The organism is Mesorhizobium sp. BR1-1-15, assembly GCF_020165475.1.
Taxonomy (GTDB): Bacteria; Pseudomonadota; Alphaproteobacteria; order Rhizobiales; family Rhizobiaceae; genus Mesorhizobium.
This window is the reverse complement of the sequence record NZ_JAIUIF010000006.1, coordinates 79,409-98,811: the sequence shown is the minus strand read 5'-3', so window position 1 is coordinate 98,811 and position 19,403 is coordinate 79,409. Positions and strand designations below refer to the sequence as shown.

The 19,403-nt window shown below is 62.7% G+C and carries 22 protein-coding genes; 11 read left to right on the top strand and 11 right to left on the bottom strand.

Annotated elements, in window-relative coordinates:
* Nucleotide 1 precedes the first annotated feature (1 nt).
* The 3 genes from LB541_RS13060 to coaD all read right to left on the bottom strand — a co-directional run bounded on the left by LB541_RS13060 (nucleotide 2) and on the right by coaD (nucleotide 1,647).
* Nucleotides 2-514, bottom strand: coding sequence for a peptidylprolyl isomerase (locus LB541_RS13060; protein ID WP_140498821.1), 513 nt, complete (start codon nucleotides 512-514; stop codon nucleotides 2-4).
* A 27-nt stretch (nucleotides 515-541) separates the two neighbouring features.
* The gene (locus LB541_RS13055) at nucleotides 542-1,036 is read right to left on the bottom strand and encodes a peptidylprolyl isomerase (RefSeq protein WP_224518951.1); all 495 of its coding nucleotides are present in this window, start codon (nucleotides 1,034-1,036) and stop codon (nucleotides 542-544) included.
* A gap of 110 nt (nucleotides 1,037-1,146) precedes the next feature.
* Nucleotides 1,147-1,647 (bottom strand): pantetheine-phosphate adenylyltransferase, encoded by a 501-nt coding sequence (coaD, locus tag LB541_RS13050; RefSeq protein WP_140498825.1) that lies wholly within the window; start codon nucleotides 1,645-1,647, stop codon nucleotides 1,147-1,149.
* Between the two features lie 194 nt (nucleotides 1,648-1,841).
* Here coaD and LB541_RS13045 point away from each other — a divergent pair, with 194 nt between their 5' ends.
* A complete protein-coding gene (locus tag LB541_RS13045) occupies nucleotides 1,842-1,994 on the top strand; it encodes a hypothetical protein (RefSeq protein WP_140498827.1) in 153 nt (50 codons plus the stop codon).
* A 67-nt stretch (nucleotides 1,995-2,061) separates the two neighbouring features.
* On the opposite strand, the gene gyrA is transcribed toward LB541_RS13045, so the two are convergent.
* On the bottom strand, nucleotides 2,062-4,860 hold the full coding sequence (gene gyrA, locus LB541_RS13040; protein WP_224618600.1) for a DNA gyrase subunit A: 2,799 nt from the start codon (nucleotides 4,858-4,860) through the stop codon (nucleotides 2,062-2,064).
* Between the two features lie 183 nt (nucleotides 4,861-5,043).
* Entirely contained in the window at nucleotides 5,044-5,874 is an 831-nt protein-coding gene (locus LB541_RS13035; RefSeq protein WP_140584367.1) for a helix-turn-helix transcriptional regulator, read from the bottom strand.
* 87 nt (nucleotides 5,875-5,961) lie between these two features.
* Between LB541_RS13035 and LB541_RS13030 the strand changes: the two genes are divergently transcribed.
* Nucleotides 5,962-6,498, top strand: coding sequence for a hypothetical protein (locus LB541_RS13030; protein ID WP_140498831.1), 537 nt, complete (start codon nucleotides 5,962-5,964; stop codon nucleotides 6,496-6,498).
* A gap of 173 nt (nucleotides 6,499-6,671) precedes the next feature.
* Nucleotides 6,672-7,301: a MarC family protein gene (locus LB541_RS13025; RefSeq protein WP_140498833.1), complete on the top strand. Its 630-nt coding sequence runs from the start codon at nucleotides 6,672-6,674 to the stop codon at nucleotides 7,299-7,301.
* Nucleotides 7,302-7,306: 5 nt separating this feature from the next.
* Here LB541_RS13025 and LB541_RS13020 read toward each other — a convergent pair whose 3' ends face one another.
* The 3 genes from LB541_RS13020 to LB541_RS13010 are packed head-to-tail and all read right to left on the bottom strand — an operon-like array spanning nucleotide 7,307 to nucleotide 8,721.
* Nucleotides 7,307-7,732 carry an OsmC family protein gene (locus LB541_RS13020; protein WP_140498836.1) on the bottom strand — a complete coding sequence of 142 codons (426 nt, stop codon included), beginning with the start codon at nucleotides 7,730-7,732 and terminating at the stop codon, nucleotides 7,307-7,309.
* A 22-nt stretch (nucleotides 7,733-7,754) separates the two neighbouring features.
* Nucleotides 7,755-8,168: a DUF2306 domain-containing protein gene (locus LB541_RS13015; protein ID WP_140525355.1), complete on the bottom strand. Its 414-nt coding sequence runs from the start codon at nucleotides 8,166-8,168 to the stop codon at nucleotides 7,755-7,757.
* A 40-nt stretch (nucleotides 8,169-8,208) separates the two neighbouring features.
* Complete coding sequence (locus tag LB541_RS13010) at nucleotides 8,209-8,721, bottom strand: single-stranded DNA-binding protein (RefSeq protein ID WP_140498840.1); 513 nt, start codon at nucleotides 8,719-8,721, stop codon at nucleotides 8,209-8,211.
* Nucleotides 8,722-8,957: 236 nt separating this feature from the next.
* On the opposite strand from LB541_RS13010, the gene LB541_RS13005 reads away from it, so the two are divergent.
* The 8 genes from LB541_RS13005 (at nucleotide 8,958) to LB541_RS12965 (ending at nucleotide 17,430) form a co-directional block, all read left to right on the top strand.
* Nucleotides 8,958-9,272 carry an ArsR/SmtB family transcription factor gene (locus LB541_RS13005; RefSeq protein ID WP_140656346.1) on the top strand — a complete coding sequence of 105 codons (315 nt, stop codon included), beginning with the start codon at nucleotides 8,958-8,960 and terminating at the stop codon, nucleotides 9,270-9,272.
* Nucleotides 9,269-9,772 carry an SRPBCC family protein gene (locus LB541_RS13000; RefSeq protein ID WP_140515306.1) on the top strand — a complete coding sequence of 168 codons (504 nt, stop codon included), beginning with the start codon at nucleotides 9,269-9,271 and terminating at the stop codon, nucleotides 9,770-9,772. Before LB541_RS13005 ends, LB541_RS13000 begins: the two co-directional genes overlap by 4 nt.
* A 31-nt stretch (nucleotides 9,773-9,803) precedes the next feature.
* Nucleotides 9,804-10,409: an ATP-dependent Clp protease proteolytic subunit gene (locus tag LB541_RS12995; protein WP_140498846.1), complete on the top strand. Its 606-nt coding sequence runs from the start codon at nucleotides 9,804-9,806 to the stop codon at nucleotides 10,407-10,409.
* Between the two features lie 96 nt (nucleotides 10,410-10,505).
* Nucleotides 10,506-10,787: a hypothetical protein gene (locus LB541_RS12990; protein WP_140525407.1), complete on the top strand. Its 282-nt coding sequence runs from the start codon at nucleotides 10,506-10,508 to the stop codon at nucleotides 10,785-10,787.
* 708 nt (nucleotides 10,788-11,495) lie between these two features.
* The gene (gene uvrA / locus LB541_RS12985) at nucleotides 11,496-14,417 is read left to right on the top strand and encodes an excinuclease ABC subunit UvrA (protein ID WP_140515305.1); all 2,922 of its coding nucleotides are present in this window, start codon (nucleotides 11,496-11,498) and stop codon (nucleotides 14,415-14,417) included.
* A 28-nt stretch (nucleotides 14,418-14,445) separates the two neighbouring features.
* Nucleotides 14,446-14,916: a GNAT family N-acetyltransferase gene (locus tag LB541_RS12980; RefSeq protein WP_140498852.1), complete on the top strand. Its 471-nt coding sequence runs from the start codon at nucleotides 14,446-14,448 to the stop codon at nucleotides 14,914-14,916.
* 42 nt (nucleotides 14,917-14,958) lie between these two features.
* Nucleotides 14,959-15,771, top strand: coding sequence for a DUF72 domain-containing protein (locus tag LB541_RS12975; protein WP_224618598.1), 813 nt, complete (start codon nucleotides 14,959-14,961; stop codon nucleotides 15,769-15,771).
* 507 nt (nucleotides 15,772-16,278) lie between these two features.
* Complete coding sequence (locus LB541_RS12965) at nucleotides 16,279-17,430, top strand: GGDEF domain-containing protein (protein ID WP_140525359.1); 1,152 nt, start codon at nucleotides 16,279-16,281, stop codon at nucleotides 17,428-17,430.
* A 51-nt stretch (nucleotides 17,431-17,481) separates the two neighbouring features.
* Here the strand turns inward: LB541_RS12965 and LB541_RS12960 are convergent, their stop codons facing one another.
* The 3 genes from LB541_RS12960 to urtD all read right to left on the bottom strand — a co-directional run bounded on the left by LB541_RS12960 (nucleotide 17,482) and on the right by urtD (nucleotide 19,400).
* Nucleotides 17,482-17,658 carry a hypothetical protein gene (locus tag LB541_RS12960; RefSeq protein WP_140498860.1) on the bottom strand — a complete coding sequence of 59 codons (177 nt, stop codon included), beginning with the start codon at nucleotides 17,656-17,658 and terminating at the stop codon, nucleotides 17,482-17,484.
* A gap of 230 nt (nucleotides 17,659-17,888) precedes the next feature.
* Nucleotides 17,889-18,584, bottom strand: coding sequence for an urea ABC transporter ATP-binding subunit UrtE (urtE, locus tag LB541_RS12955; protein WP_140557767.1), 696 nt, complete (start codon nucleotides 18,582-18,584; stop codon nucleotides 17,889-17,891).
* A gap of 69 nt (nucleotides 18,585-18,653) precedes the next feature.
* Complete coding sequence (gene urtD, locus LB541_RS12950) at nucleotides 18,654-19,400, bottom strand: urea ABC transporter ATP-binding protein UrtD (RefSeq protein WP_140625083.1); 747 nt, start codon at nucleotides 19,398-19,400, stop codon at nucleotides 18,654-18,656.
* Nucleotides 19,401-19,403: the final 3 nt, after the last annotated feature.

Below are 19,403 nucleotides of genomic sequence, written 5' to 3'. Positions count from 1 at the left end.
CTTACTTGACGTCGGCCGCGACCTTCAGCGACACGATCTTGTCGGGATCCTGCACCGGCTCGCCGCGCTTGATCTTGTCGACATTGTCCATGCCTTCGATGACCTGGCCCCAGACCGTGTACTGGCGATTGAGGAAGGCTGCATCGTCGAAGCAGATGAAGAACTGCGAATTGGCCGAGTTCGGATTCTGCGAGCGCGCCATCGAGCAGGTGCCGCGGCTGTGGTTGGCATTGGAGAATTCGGCCTTGAGATCCGGCTTGTCGGAACCGCCCATGCCAGCGCGGGAAGGCGCGAAAGAGGGCTTGCTCGAATTGCCGAACTTGACGTCGCCGGTCTGCGCCATGAAGCCCTCGATGACGCGGTGGAAGACCACGCCGTCATAGGCGCCTTCGCGGGCCAGTTCCTTGATGCGGGCGACATGGCCGGGCGCCAGGTCGGGAAGCATTTCGATGACGACCTTGCCCTTGGTCGTTTCCATGATGAGCGCGTTTTCGCGATCCTTGATGTCGGCCATGTCTGATATCCTTTTCAAAAAACAGAACTATTTGTCGGCGGCGATGCGCACCTTGATCATCCGGTCGGGATCGGTGACCGTGCCGTTGTCGGCCTCGTCGCCCTTCTTGATGTGGTCCACGAGTTCCATGCCGCTGACGACATTGCCCACGATGGTGTACTGGCCGTCGAGCGGCGGCGCCGGCGCGAACATGATAAAGAACTGCGAGTTTGCCGAATTCGGATCCTGCGAGCGTGCCATGCCGACCACGCCGCGCTTGTAGTGCTCGGTCTGCGAGAATTCCGCCGGCAGGTCCGGCAGGTCGGAGCCGCCGGTACCGACAGCCTGGGCGTTGAAGCCCTTGTTCATGTTGCCGAATTTGACGTCGCCTGTCTGCGCCATGAAGCCGTCGATGACGCGGTGGAAGGCGACGTTGTCATAGGCATGCTCGCGCACCAGCTTCTTGATCTGCGCGACATGCTTGGGCGCGAGATCGGGACGCAGTGCAATGGTCACGTCGCCGTCCTTCAACGTTATGATCATGGTGTTTTCCGGGTCGGCGGCATAGGCTGAGACCGATGCGGTCACGAGACCGGCAAGCACGACGAGGAACGAGGCGAGCTTTTTCAGCTGCATGGTCTTCTCCGAGAAACCTATTTTGCGAATTTAGCGGTGAGCGCACCGGCGACCGCGGCCGGCACGAAGGGGCGGATGTCGCCGCCCATCGAGGCAATCTGGCGGACAAGTGTGGCGGTAATGGTTCTAACCGAGGGGCTGGCGGGCAGAAAAACCGTTTGCAGCTCAGGCGCCATCGTTTCGTTCATGCCGGCCATCTGCATCTCGTAGTCGAGATCGGTGCCGTCGCGCAGGCCGCGGATCATGATCGAGGCTCCCTGTTTCCTGGCCGCATCGATGACCAGCCCGTCGAAGGCGACCACCTTGATGCGTGTGCCGTCGCGGCCGAATTCGGCCTTGGTCGCGGCCTCGATGAGTTCGACCCGCTCCTCGAAGGAAAACAGCGGCTTCTTGCCGGGATGGATACCGATCGCCGCATAGACGATGTCCGCCACGGCCAGCGACGCCTTCAGCACGTCGAGATGGCCGTTGGTCAACGGGTCGAAGGAGCCGGCATAAAGGGCGATGCGCTCGGTCATGCCGGTGCTTCTAACGGGCGCGCGGACGGAAGGCAAATCTCATTGATGCGATCCCCTTGAACCTTTTTGCAGGGATGAACGACAGATGAATGCGCCGATCACGAACGCTTCACGCAGCGTTCACTACCTTGCCCCTTTAAGAAGATGAAACCAAAGTCCCATGTAAGCGTTGTAGAGCGCAGGAGAACACGCACATGCTGATCTACATGCTCGCCACTGCAATGACCGTCGCCATGCTGATCGCCACTGTATTCGGGCTGCATCAGGAGGCCCAGCGCGTCCGCATCAAGACCAACGCCAAACGCTTCGAAGGGTTCGGGCCCCGCAAGCCTCACCGTCACTATTGAGTTAGCCTGAATTTGTTGCGACGCGCCGGCCGATTGGCCGGCGTTGCCATGTCTGTCCAAGCCAGACTTATTGCGCATCATCCAGGCCGGCATCGGCCGCCGGATCGATCTCGGCACCAACCTCGACGATTTCTTCCTCGTCCGATTGCGGCTCGGAAATCCGCTCGACCGAAACCACCTTCTCGCCTTCCGCCGTGTTGAAAATGGTCACGCCCTTGGTGGCGCGGCTGGCGAAGCGGATGCCATTGACCGGCACCCGGATAACGGTACCGCCGTCGGACACCAGCATGATCTGGTCGTCATTGCCGACCGGGAAGGTTGCCACCAGCCTGCCGATCTCGGCCGTCTTCGACACGTCGGTGGCCCGAATGCCCTTGCCGCCGCGTCCGGTCAGACGGAAATCATAGGACGATGAGCGCTTGCCGTAGCCGTATTCCGTCACCGTCAGCACGAACTGCTCATGCGCCTTGAGGAACTCATAGCGCTCGTCCGACAGCTCCGCCTCCTCGCCGACCTCTTCGTTGGTCAACGCGATCTCTTCCTCCTCACCTGCCGGAATGCCGGCGGCCAGGCGCCGTTCGGCCACCACGCGCTTCAGATAGGCGGCGCGTTCGGCCGGCGGCGCATCGACATGCTCGATGACAGCCATCGAAATGACGCGATCGGTTTCGGCCATGGCGATGCCGCGCACGCCGACCGAGTTGCGGCTCTGGAAGACGCGCACATCGCCGACGGAAAAGCGGATGCACTGGCCGGAGCTGGCGGTCAGAAGCACGTCGTCATTGTCGGTGCAGGTCTCGACGCCGAGGATCTCGTCGCCCTCCTCCTCCAGCTTCATGGCGATCTTGCCATTACGGTTGACTTGGACGAAGTCAGAGAGCTTGTTGCGGCGCACCGTGCCGCGCGTGGTGGCGAACATCACGTCGAGCTCGCCCCAGCTTGTCTCGTCCTCCGGCAACGGCATGATTGTGGTGATGCGCTCGCCCTGCTCCAGCGGCAGCATGTTGATCAGCGCCTTGCCGCGTGACTGCGGATTGCCGATCGGCAGGCGCCAGACCTTCTCCTTGTAGACGATGCCGCGCGAGGAGAAGAACAGCACCGGCGTGTGCGTATTGGCCACGAACAGGCGGGTGACGAAATCCTCTTCCTTGGTCGACATGCCCGAGCGACCCTTGCCGCCGCGGCGTTGCGCCCGGTAGAGCGACAACGGCACGCGCTTGATGTAGCCGGAATGGCTCACCGTCACGACCATGTCTTCGCGCTGGATCAGGTCCTCGTCTTCCATGTCCGCGCCGCCTTCGCTCAGCTCGGTGCGGCGCGGCGTGCCGAATTCGTCGCGCACGGCCGCGAGCTCGTCCTTGACGATCTGCTGGACGCGGGCGCGGGACGACAGGATATCGAGATAATCGACGATCTCGGCGCCGATCGTGTTCAACTCGTCGGCGATTTCGTCGCGGCCGAGTGCCGTCAGGCGCTGCAGGCGCAACTCCAGGATCGCGCGCGCCTGTTCCTCGGACAGATTGTAGGTGCCGTCCTCGTTGATGCGGTGGCGCGGGTCGTCGATCAGGAGGATCAGCGATTCGACGTCGCCGGACGGCCAGCGCCGCTCCATCAACTGCTCGCGCGCGGTCTGCGGGTCCGGCGCGGTGCGGATCAGTTTTATCACTTCATCGATGTTGGCGACGGCGATTGCGAGGCCGACCAGCACGTGGGCCCGGTCGCGCGCCTTGCGCAGCAGGAACTTCGTGCGTCGGGTGACCACCTCCTCGCGGAAGGACACGAATGCTCTCAGCATGTCGGTCAGCGTCAGCAGTTCGGGCTTGCCGCCATTGAGCGCCACCATGTTGGCGCCGAAAGAGGTTTGCAGCGGCGTGAAGCGATAGAGCTGGTTGAGGATGACGTCGGCCACGGCGTCGCGCTTCAGCTCGACGACGACTCTATAGCCCTGGCGGTCGCTCTCGTCGCGAATGTCGGAAATGCCCTCGATGCGCTTGTCGCGCACCAGTTCGGCCATCTTCTCGATCATCGACGACTTGTTCACCTGGTAGGGAACTTCGGTGATGATGATCGATTCGCGGTCATTGCCGCGGGCCTCGATGTTGACCTTGCCGCGCATGACGATGGAGCCGCGGCCGGTCGAATAGGCGCTGTAGATGCCGGAGCGGCCGAGCACGATGCCGCCGGTCGGGAAATCCGGCCCCGGAATGATTTCCATCAGCGTCGGCAGGTCGATGGCCGGATTGTCGATGATCGCGATCGCGGCGTTGCAGACTTCGCCCAGATTGTGCGGCGGGATGTTGGTGGCCATGCCGACGGCGATGCCGCCCGAGCCATTGACCAGCAGATTGGGAAAGCGCGCCGGCAGGACCTTCGGCTCGCTGCCGGAAGCATCGTAAGTGTCCTGGAAATCGACCGTATCCTTGTCGATATCCTCCAGCAGTTCATGCGCGACCTTGGTCAGCCGCGACTCGGTGTAGCGCATGGCCGCCGGCGGATCGCCGTCGATCGAGCCGAAATTGCCTTGCCCGTCGATGAGCGGCACGCGCAGCGACCAGTCCTGCGCCATGCGCACCAGGGCGTCATAGATAGAGGCGTCGCCATGCGGATGGTATTTACCCATCACGTCGGCGACCGGGCGCGCCGACTTCACATATTTGCGGTTCCAGTGATAGCCGCTCTCATGCGCGGCGAAGAGAATGCGGCGATGCACCGGCTTCAGGCCGTCGCGCACGTCGGGCAGCGCGCGGCTGACGATCACGCTCATGGCGTAATCGAGATAGGATCGCTGCATCTCCTCGATGATCGAAATCGGCTCGATGCCGGTGGGGCCGCCGTCGGCGCCGCGCGGTGTTTTTTGGTCGGTCAAATCGGATCACAATCTAAACAGGAATCACTTGCCGTATATATAGGAAGCCGGGCCGAAACTCCAATGTCGACGGCACTTTTCCAGTGTCGATTTTGGCGGTGATTTCAAAAGGATACCGGTGATTGCGACGATATGGCCGATGTGCTTTTCGGAGCCGTCGACGCAAAGGCCCGCCATCTCGTGTTAGCGGCGGCCCGCGCGGCGGGCGCGATAGCTGCCGGGCGTCTCGCCCATTTCGCGCCGGAAGCGGCGATTGAAAGTTGACAGGTCGTTGAAGCCCGCCTCGAAGGCGATCGTCGAGATCGCCTTGTCCGAAGCGTGGAGCCGCACTGCTGCCCGGTGCAGCCTGGTCCTCAGCAGAAACCGGTAGGGGGTCATTCCGGCAATCTGCCGGAATGTGCGCAGGAAATGATACGGACTGGTCGCCGTCTCCCGGGCCAGCACGGCCAGCGAAAGCGGCTGATCGGCATCGATCTCGATACGCCGAACCGCCTCCGCGACCCGTTTTTGGTCGCGGCCGCTGGGTGTCCGCGCCATCTTGGTGCGCCCTGAGCTTGCGGCGACTGCTGCGCTGGCAATGCGCAAGCCGAGTTCCTCGAAAGCAGCGGTTTCGCCCACATCGCGCGCGGCCTCCGCTTCGGCCAGCAGCGGCATCAGCGCCGGCAGGGGCGGCAAGCGCGGCGTCTTGAAGGCCAGCATTCTGGCGCCCGGTACGTCCTCCACGATCCGTTCCATATAGGCCGGAGCAAAATGGAAGGAGAGGCAGCGGTCACCGGCGCCGTGCTCGTGGCCGCATTCGTAGCATGTGCCGGGATTACCGAGCAGCACCGCGCCTGGCGCGAGCATCGCGGTACCCTGGCTGGCGCGATAGCGGAAGGTGCCGCTGGTCACCGCGGCGACGCAGAATGTCCGGTGCTCCTCCTCGAACGGCCGGTCGCCGGCGCCGGCCGTGCACACCACGTCCGACACCTGCCAGCCTGGCCCCGAGGCAATGATCCTGTGGCTCGTCGTCATAGCCTGAAAGATAGCAATTTTTCCCAAGCGCAGAACCCTGCCCCGGCCTATCGCTTGCGGCCTCCTGACAGCATGAAGGCACCAGCCATGACCAACCAGCCCACTTTTACCGAAGCCCTGCACAGCGACGGGCCAGCCCCCGGCTTTGCCGAGAATTTGGATCTCTACGGCCGCTTCGTCGGCGCCTGGACTTTCGATGCCAGCCGTCATCTCGAGGACGGCACCGTGCTGACCGGACGCGGCGAGGTGCATTTCGGCTGGGTGCTGGAAGGCCGCGCGATTCAGGACGTCTGGATCCTGCCCGCGCGCGATGCCGGCCCCTCGCCTTCTCTCGGCAAATGGACCTTTTATGGCACGACCTTGCGCGTCTACGATCCCGGCGCAAATGCCTGGCATATTTTCTGGAGCGATCCGCGCAACCAGTATTACAGCCGCCAACTCGGTCGCGCCGAAGGCGACACGATTGTCCAAGTGGGCGCCGACGGCACCGGTTCCTCCGTACGTTGGAGCTTTTCACGAATAACCGAAAATTCCTTCCGCTGGCTCGGCGAGCGCTCGCACGACAATGGCGCGACATGGCGGCTCGAAGTGGAGTTCCTGGCGCGGCGCTCTGGCCGTACCTGATCAAGCAAGCCCGCGACGCAAACTCAGGCACTCCCTGCGTTCTTTCGCGTCTCCCTCGGCCCAGCCGGCTTTCGCAGAGTTCGCGAGCCGCCTCTCCCCAGCCGGTTTCCTCCGTCCCTGCTTTGCTCTACCAATGTCGGGATGCGGGCTCGGCCCGGCGGGAGGGGTGAGAGATGCCGAGTTTCGACAGCCTGTTCAACGCCTTCGTCACCATTCTGGTGACCATCGACCCGCCCGGGCTGGCGCCGCTGTTTCTGGCGATAACGCGCGGCATGAACCGCGAGGAGCGCCAGCAGGTCTCGGTCCGCGCTTCGGTCATCGGCTTCCTGGTGATGGCGCTGTTCGCCGTTGCCGGCGCCTCGATCCTGTCGGTGTTCGGCATCACGCTGCCGGCCTTCCGTGTCGCCGGCGGCTTTTTGCTCTTCTTCATCGCTTTTGAAATGGTGTTCGAGCGCCGGCAGGACCGTAAGGAGAAGATCGGCGACGTGGCCATCACCAAGGACATGATCCACAACATCGCCGCTTTCCCGCTGGCGATCCCGCTGATCGCCGGCCCCGGCGCGATTTCGGCGACTGTGCTGCTCTCCGGCTCGTTTCAGGGCTTTGGCGCCCAGGCGGCACTGGTCGGCATCATCTTCGTCTGCCTCGCCATCACCTATCTCGTGTTCGTGCTGTCGGAGCGCATAGACCGCATCCTCGGCCAGACCGGCCGTTCGATCCTGACCCGCCTGCTCGGCGTTATCCTGGCGGCACTTGCCGTCCAGTTCGTGGCTGACGGCATCAAGGCGCTGATGGCCTCATAGGCCGCTTATTTTGCCGTCGTGTCGATAATTTCGAAATCGTGGGTAATGGCGGCGGTCTTGGACATCATGGCCGAAGCCGAACAGTATTTTTCGATCGAGAGATCGATCGCCCGCTTCACCTTGTCGGGCGACAGCGCCCTGCCCTTGACGATGAAATGCATATGAATGCGGGTGAACACCTTGGGATCGGTCTCGGCTCGGTCGGAATCGAGCTCGACCACACAGTCCTCGATCGCCTCGCGCCCCTTTTCGAGGATATGGACGACATCATAGGCCGAGCAGCCGCCGGTGCCGATCAGCACCAGTTCCATCGGGCTCGGCCCCGGCGTTCTCCCTTCAGGGCCGAACGCGGTCCCCAGTACGACCTTATGGCCTGTGCCGGACTCGCCGACGAAGGTGCGTTCCTCGACCCATTTGATGCGTGCTTTCAACTGATATTCCTTCCACTCGGGATCACGGTCTGGCTTGCGCGACGCCGAAGACCACGTCGTGCAAGATTCTGCCGGGCACCAGCGTAAAGACACCGGCACCCACCAGTGCAAAGATATACAACGCAATCATCGCCTTGCGGTGCTTGGCGACGCGGTGATTGCGTGCATGCCAGACCGCCAGCGGCACCGTGACCAGCACCAGGATCGACAAGAGATGGATCGGGCTGAAAGGGCCAATGAGCCGTATCTGCTGGATCCAGAAACTCGAGATGGCGACGGCCAGCATCAGCGCCGCCCAGAGATAGCCCATCGCGCGGTGGCGCAGCGTGCCTTTCGGCAGCGCCAGCTGCACGCCGCCTATCGCCAGCGCGGCAAAGGCCGCGAGCGCATGCCATGGGATCGGAGGACGTGCCGATAGGAGCGGTCCGAGCGACATCGCGCCCTCTCCTCAAATGCCCGTCACGCCGTGTCGATGCTCAGAACGGAATTTCGTCGTCCAGCTCGCGCGACGAACCGCCGCCGCCCTTGGGAGCGCCGCCGCCACGATTGAAGCCTTCGTTCGGGCCGGACTGGCCGAAATCGGAACCACGGCTGCCGCCGCCGGAATAACCCCCGACCTGGCCGCCCTCACCCTGGCCGCGCGCGTCCAGCATCTGCAGCTCGCCGCGGAATCTCTGCAGCACGACTTCCGTCGTGTATTTGTCGGCACCGGTCTGGTCTTGCCATTTGCGTGTCTGCAACTGGCCCTCGACATAAACCTTCATGCCCTTCTTCAGATACTGCTCGGCAACCTTGGCGATGCCCTCATTGAAGATGACGACATTGTGCCACTCGGTCTTTTCCTTGCGCTCGCCGGAATTCTTGTCGCGCCAGCTTTCCGATGTTGCGATGCGGATGTTGACGACCGGCTCGCCCGAATTCAGGCGGCGGATCTCCGGATCCGCTCCGAGATTGCCGACCAGAATGACCTTGTTGACGCTACCCGCCATGATACTTCTCCGCGCTCGTCCGAAACAAATTTTTGTCGCAGCACCTTACAGGTTGCGCACACCCGTTGCCTGCTGTGGCTGCCTTTTCCCACAAGGTTTTTGTTCTCTTTTCGTTCCTATATGCATCGCCGCTCATTGTCAAGGAATAACAGTAATGCCGGAGCCGCCAGCTTCCCTTCATATGGGCCGTAAAACATCGCTTGCCAAACCGATAAGTATCGACTTATGCTTTCGCCATGATCGAAGCGGAGATTTTCCGGGCGCTGGCCGACCCCACCCGACGCGCCGTCTATGAACGCCTCGCCACCAGCGAGATGACGGTGTCGCAGCTGCGCACCGGCATGACGGTGTCGCAGCCGGCTGTGTCGCAGCACCTGGCGGTGCTGCGCAGCGCAGGCCTGGTGGTCGAGCGGCGGGCGGGCCGCAACGCCTATTACCGCGCCGATCCGCAAGGGCTCGACCCGCTGCTTGGCTGGATCGAACGCTACCGGACGTTCTGGCCCGAGCGCATCGAAAAACTAAGGACGGTTCTCAAGGACATGGACCAATGACGCACGCACCAGTGACCGACGAAAGCCCTGCGCGGACCGCCCCCGACGCGATCGAGTTCGAGTGCGATCTCCCCGAGCCGCCGGAAAAGGTATGGCGGGCGCTGACCGTGCCCGAATTGCTTGCGGCCTGGATGATGCCCAACGACATCAATCCTGAGATCGGCAGCAATTTCGCCTTTGCCGGGCCGGATGCGCCGATCGAATGCGAGATCCTCGATGCCGAGCCCGGAAAAAGGCTTCGCTATTCCTGGCGGGAACAGCCGCGGCCCGACGAGGAACGGAACCCGCTCGACAGCATCGTCACCTTCACGCTCGCCCGCACCGTTTCGGGCGGCACGCATCTGCATATTATACATGAAGGCTTTGCCCGTGCGGCGACATCCGCCGCCAGGCCCATGGTGACCATGGCAGGCGCCGGCTGCCGGCTTTCATTCGCTGCGCGTGCCTCCGGCCGCCGCCCCGCAGCCAATTCATTTTGCCTTCTGCAGCGCGCCGCTTGAGTGGCCGACACATGAAAAACGGAGAGAGACGATGACCGGTTTTGCCAATCTGGTGCCGATGGTGATCGAGCAGTCGAGCCGCGGCGAGCGCGCCTTCGACATTTTCTCGCGGCTGCTGCGCGAGCGCATCGTCTTTATCAACGGCGAGATCAACGACGGCATGTCGGCGCTGGTCTGCGCCCAGCTTCTGTCGCTGGAATCGGATAATCCCGACAAGGAGATCTCGCTTTACATCAACTCGCCTGGCGGCGTGGTGACCAGCGGCTTCGCCATCTACGACACGATGCAATATGTCAGCTGTCCGGTGTCGACGGTGTGCATGGGCTTTGCCGCCTCGATGGCTTCGTTCCTGCTGATGGCTGGCACGCCGGGACGGCGCATCGCGCTGCCCAACGCCAGCCTCGTCCTGCACCAGCCGCTGGGCGGCTTCCAGGGTCAGGCATCGGACATCCAGCGTCACGCCGAAGGCATTCTGCGCACCAAGCGGCAGATGACCGAGCTCTATGCGCGCCATTGCGGCCGCACCTATGAAGAGGTCGAGCGCACGCTCGACCGGGACTATTTCATGACCGCCGAGGAAGCGAAGGCATGGGGTCTCGTCGATCATGTCTACGACACCCGCAAAAAGGCGGCGTGACCGGCACAAGCACGATGAATTGCGACGGCCCCGCCGTCCGGCGATTTGATGACCGCCGGTCTGGCCACCTCGGCGGGGCGGCGCTATAACCGACCGATGATCGACAGCCGCTTATTCCGACCTTGGCGTCTTGCCGTCACTATTTTCGCCGGTGCGCTCATGCTGGCCGGCGACGCCTTTGCCAACGACAGCCAGAAAGGCAGCCTGCCCGGTGTGGCCGGCGATTATCGCATCGCCAAGCCGGCCCCGCAGCCCGAACCCGATGACGCCTTCCCCGCCAACGGCAACGGCCGGTTCAAGATCGGCGATACCGATGTCAGGATTTCCGGCAGCATCACGGTCGATGTCGGCGCCGGCGGGATCAAACCGCCGCGGTAGCTGACATGTCGGGGCCGTCAGTACCTGCGCGTTCCCCCAAAAGAGCAGCCCCGCCGTGCTTTTAGCAAACGGACGGGGCTTTTCTGGATCTATAATCCAATCTTTCGCCGGGAATGTTTTACCGGCTTTCGATTTCGGATGCTTCGCGGCGTTCAGCCGACGATCCGACCAGTAGTCTCTGATTTTGGTGCATCCGGCAGGGTCACGTCGGAAGGCGCTCGCGTCTCCCTGGCATTCATGCCTGCCGCGGCTCCAGTCACTGCTGGAGCCTCAAGGGACTGTCCGGTGGCGTCATGCTCCACTCCTGTGTCCATTGCGACAATCGTCGTCAGAAGCACTGATCGCAATAGCCCGCGGCGTCTCGCAGACCGCCTTTGGGCGGCGAGGCCATCGAAAGACAGCCGGCTTCATTGACGTGTGGAGTCTGCTCCCCTCAGCCAGGGACGTCAACCGCTCGATGTCCGATCGGAAAAAATGTGATCGAGCGACATATCCCCTGATGGGAACCACGCCGCCTGCTCCACCGCTTTTGTCAGGAGCGTGTTCGGTCTTTGTTCTTTCCGCTTGCCCGTTCGTGCGAAAGACGGTTAAACGACTTGGTCGAGAATTGTGGCGTCTCTCGACGCGGCGGCAAAAATACCTACATAGGGGACGGCCGGGGAAAACCCGCCGATCCCACAAATTCCAGATCTGAGGCGGCGACCGGCAATGGCCGACCATAAATATCTTTCCATTCGCGGGGCGCGCGAACACAATCTGAAGAATGTCGATCTCGACCTGCCGCGTGACAGCCTGATCGTCATGACGGGCCTGTCGGGCTCCGGCAAATCGTCGCTTGCCTTCGACACCATCTATGCCGAAGGCCAGCGCCGCTATGTCGAGAGCCTGTCGGCCTATGCGCGGCAATTCCTCGAAATGATGCAGAAGCCGGATGTCGACCAGATCGACGGCCTTTCGCCGGCCATCTCCATCGAGCAGAAGACCACTTCGAAGAACCCGCGCTCGACGGTCGGCACCGTCACCGAGATATACGACTACATGCGGCTTCTATTCGCGCGTGTCGGCGTACCCTATTCGCCCGCCACCGGACTGCCGATCGAGAGCCAGACGGTGTCGCAGATGGTCGATCGCGTGCTGGCGGTCGAGGAAGGCACGCGCCTGTTCATCCTGGCGCCGATCGTGCGCGGCCGCAAAGGCGAGTACCGCAAGGAATTGCTCGAGCTGCAGAAAAAGGGATTTCAGCGCGTCAAGGTCGACGGCGTCTTCTATGAGATCGCTGATGTGCCGCCACTCGACAAGAAATACAAGCACGACATCGACGTGGTCGTGGACCGCATCGTCGTGCGTGGCGACCTCGCAACGCGCCTTGCCGATTCCATGGAGACCGCGCTGAAGCTCGCGGAGGGGCTGGCGGTGGCGGAGTTCGCCGACAAGCCGCTCGATGCCAGTCAGACGGGCGAGGATTCGGTCAACAAGTCGAAGAACGAGACGCATGAGCGCATCCTGTTCTCGGAAAAATTCGCCTGTCCGGTCTCCGGCTTCACCATTCCCGAGATCGAGCCCAGGCTGTTCTCGTTCAACAACCCGTTCGGCGCCTGCCCGACCTGCGACGGGCTGGGCAGCCAGCGCGCCATCGACCCCAATCTGGTCGTCCCCGACGAGAACGTCTCGCTGCGCGACGGCGCCGTCAGCCCATGGGCGAAATCGACTTCACCCTACTACGTGCAGACGCTGGAGGCTCTCGGCAAGGCTTACGGCTTCAAGCTCGGCGACAAGTTCAAGGATTTGACCGGGGAAGCCCAGGAAGCCATCCTGCGCGGCACAGGCGAGCGCGAGATCACCTTCCAGTATGATGACGGCCTGCGCTCCTACAAAACGACCAAGACCTTCGAGGGCGTCATCCCCAACCTCGAGCGGCGCTGGAAAGAGACCGAATCCGCCTGGATGCGCGAGGAGATCGAGCGCTTCATGTCGGCCACCCCCTGCCCGGCCTGTCGTGGCTACAGGCTGAAGCCGGAAGCGCTGGCGGTGAAGATCGCCGGCAAGCACATCGGCGAAGTGACCGAACAGTCGATCCGCAAGGCCGACCAGTGGTTCACCGACCTGCCGGCGCAGCTCAACGACAAGCAGAACGAGATCGCCGTGCGCGTGCTCAAGGAAATCCGCGAGCGGCTGCGCTTCCTCAACGACGTCGGCCTCGATTATCTCACCCTGTCGCGCAATTCCGGCACGCTGTCGGGCGGCGAGAGCCAGCGCATCCGGCTGGCATCGCAGATCGGCTCCGGCCTCACCGGCGTGCTCTACGTGCTGGACGAACCGTCGATCGGCCTGCACCAGCGCGACAATGCGCGCCTGCTCGACACGCTGAAGCACCTGCGCGACATCGGCAACACGGTCATCGTGGTCGAGCATGACGAGGATGCCATCCTGCATGCCGACTACGTCGTCGACATCGGCCCGGCCGCCGGCATCCATGGCGGCGAAATCATTGCCCAGGGCACGCCTCAGCAGGTGATGGCCAACCCGAATTCGATCACCGGCAAATACCTTTCGGGCGAGCTCGAAGTGGCGACACCTGCGGTTCGCCGCGAGGCGAAGAAGAACCGCCGCCTGAAAGTCGTCGGCGCACGCGGCAACAATCTGAAGAACGTCACCGCCGAAATTCCGCTCGGCACCTTCACCGCCGTCACCGGCGTATCGGGCGGCGGCAAATCGACCTTCCTGATCGAAACACTTTTCAAGGCGGCCTCGCGCCGCATCATGGGCTCGCGCGAGCATCCGGCCGAGCACGACCGCATCGAGGGCTTGGAGTTCCTCGACAAGGTCATCGACATCGATCAGTCGCCGATCGGACGGACCCCGCGCTCCAACCCCGCCACCTATACCGGCGCCTTCACGCCGATCCGCGACTGGTTCGCGGGCCTGCCGGAAGCCAAGGCGCGCGGCTACCAACCGGGCCGCTTCTCCTTCAACGTCAAGGGCGGCCGCTGCGAGGCCTGCCAGGGCGACGGCGTCATCAAGATCGAGATGCACTTCCTGCCCGACGTCTACGTCACCTGCGACGTCTGCCACGGCAAGCGCTATAACAGAGAGACGCTCGACGTGCTGTTCAAGGGCAAGTCGATCGCCGACGTGCTCGACATGACAGTCGAGGAAGGCGTTGATTTCTTCGCCGCGGTGCCCGGTGTGCGCGACAAGCTCGACACGCTGAAGCAGGTCGGCCTCGGCTACATCCATATCGGCCAGCAGGCAACCACGTTGTCGGGCGGCGAGGCGCAGCGGATAAAACTCGCCAAGGAGCTGTCGCGCAAGGCGACCGGCAAGACGCTCTATATCCTGGACGAGCCGACCACTGGCCTGCACTTTCACGATGTCGCCAAGCTGCTGGAAGTGCTGCACGAACTGGTCGACCAGGGCAACACGGTGGTGGTGATCGAGCACAATCTCGAAGTGATCAAGACCGCCGACTGGGTGCTCGACCTCGGCCCCGAGGGTGGCGATGGCGGCGGCGAGCTGGTCGCCTCCGGCACGCCGGAAGCGATCGTGCGCGAAAAACGCAGCTACACCGGCCAATTCCTCAAGGAATTGCTGGAGCGACGCCCCGGAGGCAAGCGCGAAGCAGCGGAGTGATGGCGGGCTGGCGTTGGGAATCTCCGGAATGAAGATCAGGAAAGCCCTCGCCCCGGATGTCACCGCCGTCATGACTCTGACCACGGATGCCTACGCGCCCTACACCGCGCTGTTGGGCGCGCCGCCGATCCCGGTCACCGAAGACTATGCGCCGCGCATCGAACGCGGCGAGGCTTGGCTGCTGGAGAGCGGCGGCGACCTGGCCGGGCTGATCGTCCTGGAGCGGCACGAAGACCACGCGATGATCTTCTCCGTCGCGGTGGCGCCAGGATTTCAGGGCAAGGGCTTCGGCATCGCATTGTTGAAACATGCGGATCAGCAGGCGCGCCTGTGGGGCGTGCCGGAGGTGCGGCTCTACACCAATGCGAAAATGGAGCGCAACATCGCGCTCTATTTGGCCTACGGCTATCGCGAAACGGGTCGCCGGCCCAATCCCTATCGGCCAGGATGGGTGCTCGTCGACATGGCCAAGCCGGTCGACGAGGTCACGGCGGCCTGATTTTTCTGAACGCGGCCAGATTTCTGAAACGGGAGGACGACAATGAGCAAATCGGGAACAATCCGCGCCGGCATGGGCGGCTGGACCTTCGAGCCATGGGACACGTCCTTCTACCCGGAAAAACTCCCCAAGGCCAAGCAGTTGCAATACGCCAGCCGGCAGGTACCGAGCATCGAGGTCAACGGCACCTACTATTCCAGCTTCAAGGAACCGACCTTCGTCAAATGGGCCAATGAGGCACCCGAGGGTTTCGTCTATTCGCTGAAGGGCAACCGCTTCGTCACCAACCGCCGCGTGCTGGGCGAAGCAGGTGAATCGATGATGCGTTTCCTTGGCTCCGGCGTCGCCGCGCTGGGCGACAAGCTTGGACCGATCCTTTGGCAGTTCGCGCCGACCAAGAAATTCGATCCCGACGATTTCGAGGCGTTTCTGAAGTTGTTGCCGGAAAGCCAAGACGGTATCGCGTTGCGCCACGCGCTCGAAGTTCGCAACGACAGTTTCATCGTGCCGGAATTCCCGGCGCTCGCGCGCAAATACAAGGCGGCCATCGTCTATGCCGATCACGCAAAATATCCTGATATCGCCGATATCACCGGCGATTTCATCTATGCGCGGCTGCAGACCGGCTCGGATGACAATCCCGACTGCTACACGCCAAAAGGCCTCGATGAATGGGCGGCGCGGGCCAAGGTCTGGGCGGAAGGCAAGCGGCCAACCGGTTTGCGGCGCGCCGACCCTGCCACCGACGCACCGGTGCAACCGCGCGACGTGTTCGTCTACTTCATCACCGAGGGCAAGGTGCGCGCGCCCTTCGGCGCCATGGCGCTGATGAAGCGAGTGACAGAAACCAGCTAAGCGGCAAGCCTCTGCGGCTATCTCCATTTGCATGAATTGCCGGCGTCAATAGCCTCTGTCGGAACCTCAAGGCGTCATCGTCGTTTTGCCTTGGTGGCGGGTTCCCGCGCGGGAAAACCAGCAGAAAAGCGAGGAAGGATGGCTGTCATCCTTATCGGTGCGTTTCTCATCGTCGCCGGCGTTGTGTATACGGCGGGCGCAGCTCTCAGGCGTGGACGGCTCAGCGATCCGGCACCTGCAGCTTCGGATCGACGGATGCCAGATCTCGCAACGCAGGCCCCGACGCTTGAGCCACGCCGGCGCGGCCTCGGTTTCCTAGGCGTGTCACAGAATTGGCCGGGTCTGCTGATGATGGCGGTCGGTGCCGTTCTGCTCCTGTCGGCGGTAGTCCTCTAACGCCGTGCAAGCTTGGCTTTTTCGCCGCGATCGTAACCTTATCGACACTTCCTTGCGTCATGACTCCAGCAACGTCAGGCTGCAGGGTCGTCGCGGGCAAGGAACGAGGGCATGTCGCTCGACTACAACTCACTTCTGCTGGCGGTCGGTTTCTCCGCTGCCTGCCTGAGCCTGACGTTGTTCGGCACATGGCTCACCGCCCGCACCGACAAGTTCCTGCTCACCTGGGCGCTCAGCGCCATGCTGGTGGTGGGCGAGGTCTTCACCTATGACGCCTATATCGACGCGCCCAGGCGCGGCCTCGGCATCGCCACCTTCACCTTGCTGCTGGTCGGCTTCTCCATGATGCTGGGCGCCGCATACCAATTCAGAAGCGGCGGCTCGCCGATCCCCAGAGTTTTGATCGGCAGCGGCATTTCGCTCGCAGTGGCGCTGCCGCCCATGGCTCTCGGCTATGACGGGCTCGGCTTCATGTTCGAGAATCTGTTCGCGGCCCTGCTCCTGTTCGCAACCGCCGCCGAATACTGGAAGGGCCGCGCCGAGGCCCCAGCGCTTACCATCGGCGCCGCCGCACTCTATTCAGCGACCGCCATGTCCTTCCTGCTCTGCGCGACGGTTTTGGCATGGGACGGCAAGCTGATCCTGAGCCATGCGCCAAGGAACTGGGCCGAGGATCTCAGCCTCATCGTCGTCATCGCCAGCATGACCGGCATCGGCGCCTTGTCGCTGGCCCTCAACCAGGGGCGTCTAGCGGGGCATCACCGCCGCAACGCGCTGACGGATCAGCTGACCGGCCTGCTCAACCGCCGCGCGCTGTTCGACCTCTTTGGCGATTCTCCCGTCGGCGCCTTTACCGCCGTGGTCGTGTTCGACCTCGATAGCTTCAAGGCCATCAACGACCAGTTCGGCCACGCGACGGGCGATGAGGTGCTGAAAGTGTTCGCCAAGGAGCTTGCCGGCAACCTTCGCCCGACCGATGTCGCCGCGCGCATGGGGGGCGAGGAGTTCGCGGTGGTGCTGAAGCGGACTTTGCCCGAAACAGTGGAAAACACGGCCGAGGCGATACGAACCTCGTTCGCCGCGCGCCGCATCGACACCGAGAACGGTCCCCTGACGTGCACCGTCAGCGCCGGCTTTGCTTTCGGCACCAAAGAGGGCCTGAGCTTCGACAAGGTGCTCAGCGCCGCCGACAAGGCGCTCTATGCCGCCAAGCGCGGCGGCCGCAACCGCGTCACCGCCTCTCCATTCCGGCGCGCTAGCTGACCAAGCGCATCAATGCCGTGCCCATCATTGTTGAATGGCCGAATGCGGCTTTTACGCCGCCATGACAATTTCATTGAAGGCATCGAGGTCGACATAGAAGACCTTGGTGATCTCCTCGATCAGCTCGTCGTGGTCATAGCCCTGGGACTTCAGAATGTTGATGGCTGTGATGATGTCGACGCGCTCTGTGAGCCGCCGCTTCTGGTAGTCCTCGACGTAACGTTCCATGGCTGCCCCTTGGCCTGTATGCCCAAACGCGTTGAACGACAGAGATCGCAGGGAGGATGCTAGGAACGCATGCTTGCGCGGAACTTGCCCGTCGCCCACCTCGATCTGCGACAAACCAGACTGATACGGAAACGGCCGACTCACAAAGCCATCAGAAGACTAGCATGTAGTATTGAGCGTGCCAGCGGGTGTTGAAGAAAGATTGAGCAATCTTTCATCAGGAGATGGATTTACACCGTCAGGAACTTCCTGACATCCGCCCGGTCGAGATCTTCGGCAGGACCAGTATGGACGATCTGGCCGCGGTCCATGATGTTGACCTCGTCGGCGAGTTCGCGGCAGAAGTCGAGATATTGCTCCACGAGAAGAACCGCAATGCCGGCCTGGTCGCGCAAATAGCGGATGGCGCGGCCGATGTCCTTGATAACGGACGGCTGGATACCTTCCGTCGGCTCATCGAGCACCAGAAGCTTGGGCCGCATCACCAGCGCCCTGCCGATGGCGAGCTGCTGCTGCTGGCCGCCGGAGAGATCGCCGCCGCGGCGGCCAAGCATCTGCTTGAGCACCGGAAACAATTCGAAGACATGCGCCGGCACGTTGCGGTCGGCCCGTTTCAGGGGCGAGAATCCCGATTCGAGGTTTTCCCGCACGCTGAGCAGCGGAAAGATCTCCCTGCCCTGCGGCACGAATGCGATGCCCGACCGGGCGCGGTCATACGCCGCGCTCCGGTCGAGCGCCTTCCCCTCGAAGGCAACGCTTCCGCTCGTCAGCCTGTGGTGGCCGACGATCGATCTCATCAAACTGGTCTTGCCGACGCCATTGCGGCCGAGCACGCAAGTGATCTTGCCGGCGCCCGCCTTGAGCGACACGCCGCGCAGCGCCTGGGCGGCGCCGTAGTGGAGCGTGGCATCGGAAACTTCGAGCATGTCAGCGCCTTCTCCAGAACCGAAGGAAGGCAAGATCGAAGCGATGGAATTGCACCCGCCAAACCATGCTCATCTCCCCAGATAGACTTCGACGATGCGTTCATCGGCAGATACGAAATCGAGCGTGCCTTCTGAAAGCACCGAGCCCTCATGCAGGCAGGTGACCTTGACGCCGAGCTCGCGCACGAAATGCATGTCATGCTCGACGACGATCACTGAATGGTCGCGGGCGATCTCCTTGAGCAGGCGCGCGGTTTCCTCGGTTTCGGCGTCGGTCATGCCGGCGACCGGCTCGTCGACCAGCAGCAGCTTCGGGTCCTGCGCCAGGAGCATGCCGATCTCCAGCCACTGCTTCTGCCCATGGCTGAGATAGGCGGCGAGCTCGTCGCGTTTGTCGCCGAGCCGGATGGTCCCGAGGATGTCATCGATCCGCCGCGTCTCGGCGGGCGAGCGTCGATGGAACAGCGCCGGGAAGATCGAGCGCGGCCCCTTCAGCGCCAGCATCAAATTTTCCTCGATGGTGTGGCTTTCGAAAACCGTCGGCTTCTGGAATTTGCGGCCAATGCCCATCATGGCGATCTCGGCCTCGTCATGGCGGGTGAGATCGACCTGGCCGTCGAAGAACACCTCGCCCTCGTCGGGCCGTGTCTTGCCGGTGACGATGTCCATCATCGTGGTCTTGCCGGCGCCGTTGGGGCCGATGATGGCGCGCATCTCGCCCTTGTCGAGCACCAGCGACAGATTGTTGATGGCGCGAAAGCCGTCGAAGGAAACCGAGACGCCGTCGAGATAGAGAATGGTGTTCGACTTCGACATCGC

Coding starts and splice junctions, on each gene's coding strand:
- LB541_RS13005 (WP_140656346.1), top strand. CDS start 8,958: ATGATCGAAGCGGAGATTTTCCGGGCGCTGGCCGACCCCACCCGACGC.
- LB541_RS13060 (WP_140498821.1), bottom strand. CDS start 514: ATGGCCGACATCAAGGATCGCGAAAACGCGCTCATCATGGAAACGACC.
- LB541_RS12995 (WP_140498846.1), top strand. CDS start 9,804: ATGACCGGTTTTGCCAATCTGGTGCCGATGGTGATCGAGCAGTCGAGC.
- LB541_RS13055 (WP_224518951.1), bottom strand. CDS start 1,036: ATGATCATAACGTTGAAGGACGGCGACGTGACCATTGCACTGCGTCCC.
- LB541_RS13025 (WP_140498833.1), top strand. CDS start 6,672: ATGCCGAGTTTCGACAGCCTGTTCAACGCCTTCGTCACCATTCTGGTG.
- LB541_RS13035 (WP_140584367.1), bottom strand. CDS start 5,874: ATGACGACGAGCCACAGGATCATTGCCTCGGGGCCAGGCTGGCAGGTG.
- urtE (WP_140557767.1), bottom strand. CDS start 18,584: ATGCTCGAAGTTTCCGATGCCACGCTCCACTACGGCGCCGCCCAGGCG.
- coaD (WP_140498825.1), bottom strand. CDS start 1,647: ATGACCGAGCGCATCGCCCTTTATGCCGGCTCCTTCGACCCGTTGACC.
- LB541_RS13000 (WP_140515306.1), top strand. CDS start 9,269: ATGACGCACGCACCAGTGACCGACGAAAGCCCTGCGCGGACCGCCCCC.
- LB541_RS12960 (WP_140498860.1), bottom strand. CDS start 17,658: ATGGAACGTTACGTCGAGGACTACCAGAAGCGGCGGCTCACAGAGCGC.
- LB541_RS12980 (WP_140498852.1), top strand. CDS start 14,446: ATGAAGATCAGGAAAGCCCTCGCCCCGGATGTCACCGCCGTCATGACT.
- urtD (WP_140625083.1), bottom strand. CDS start 19,400: ATGTCGAAGTCGAACACCATTCTCTATCTCGACGGCGTCTCGGTTTCC.
- LB541_RS13030 (WP_140498831.1), top strand. CDS start 5,962: ATGACCAACCAGCCCACTTTTACCGAAGCCCTGCACAGCGACGGGCCA.
- LB541_RS12965 (WP_140525359.1), top strand. CDS start 16,279: ATGTCGCTCGACTACAACTCACTTCTGCTGGCGGTCGGTTTCTCCGCT.
- LB541_RS12990 (WP_140525407.1), top strand. CDS start 10,506: ATGATCGACAGCCGCTTATTCCGACCTTGGCGTCTTGCCGTCACTATT.
- LB541_RS13015 (WP_140525355.1), bottom strand. CDS start 8,168: ATGTCGCTCGGACCGCTCCTATCGGCACGTCCTCCGATCCCATGGCAT.
- LB541_RS13045 (WP_140498827.1), top strand. CDS start 1,842: ATGCTGATCTACATGCTCGCCACTGCAATGACCGTCGCCATGCTGATC.
- uvrA (WP_140515305.1), top strand. CDS start 11,496: ATGGCCGACCATAAATATCTTTCCATTCGCGGGGCGCGCGAACACAAT.
- LB541_RS12975 (WP_224618598.1), top strand. CDS start 14,959: ATGAGCAAATCGGGAACAATCCGCGCCGGCATGGGCGGCTGGACCTTC.
- LB541_RS13010 (WP_140498840.1), bottom strand. CDS start 8,721: ATGGCGGGTAGCGTCAACAAGGTCATTCTGGTCGGCAATCTCGGAGCG.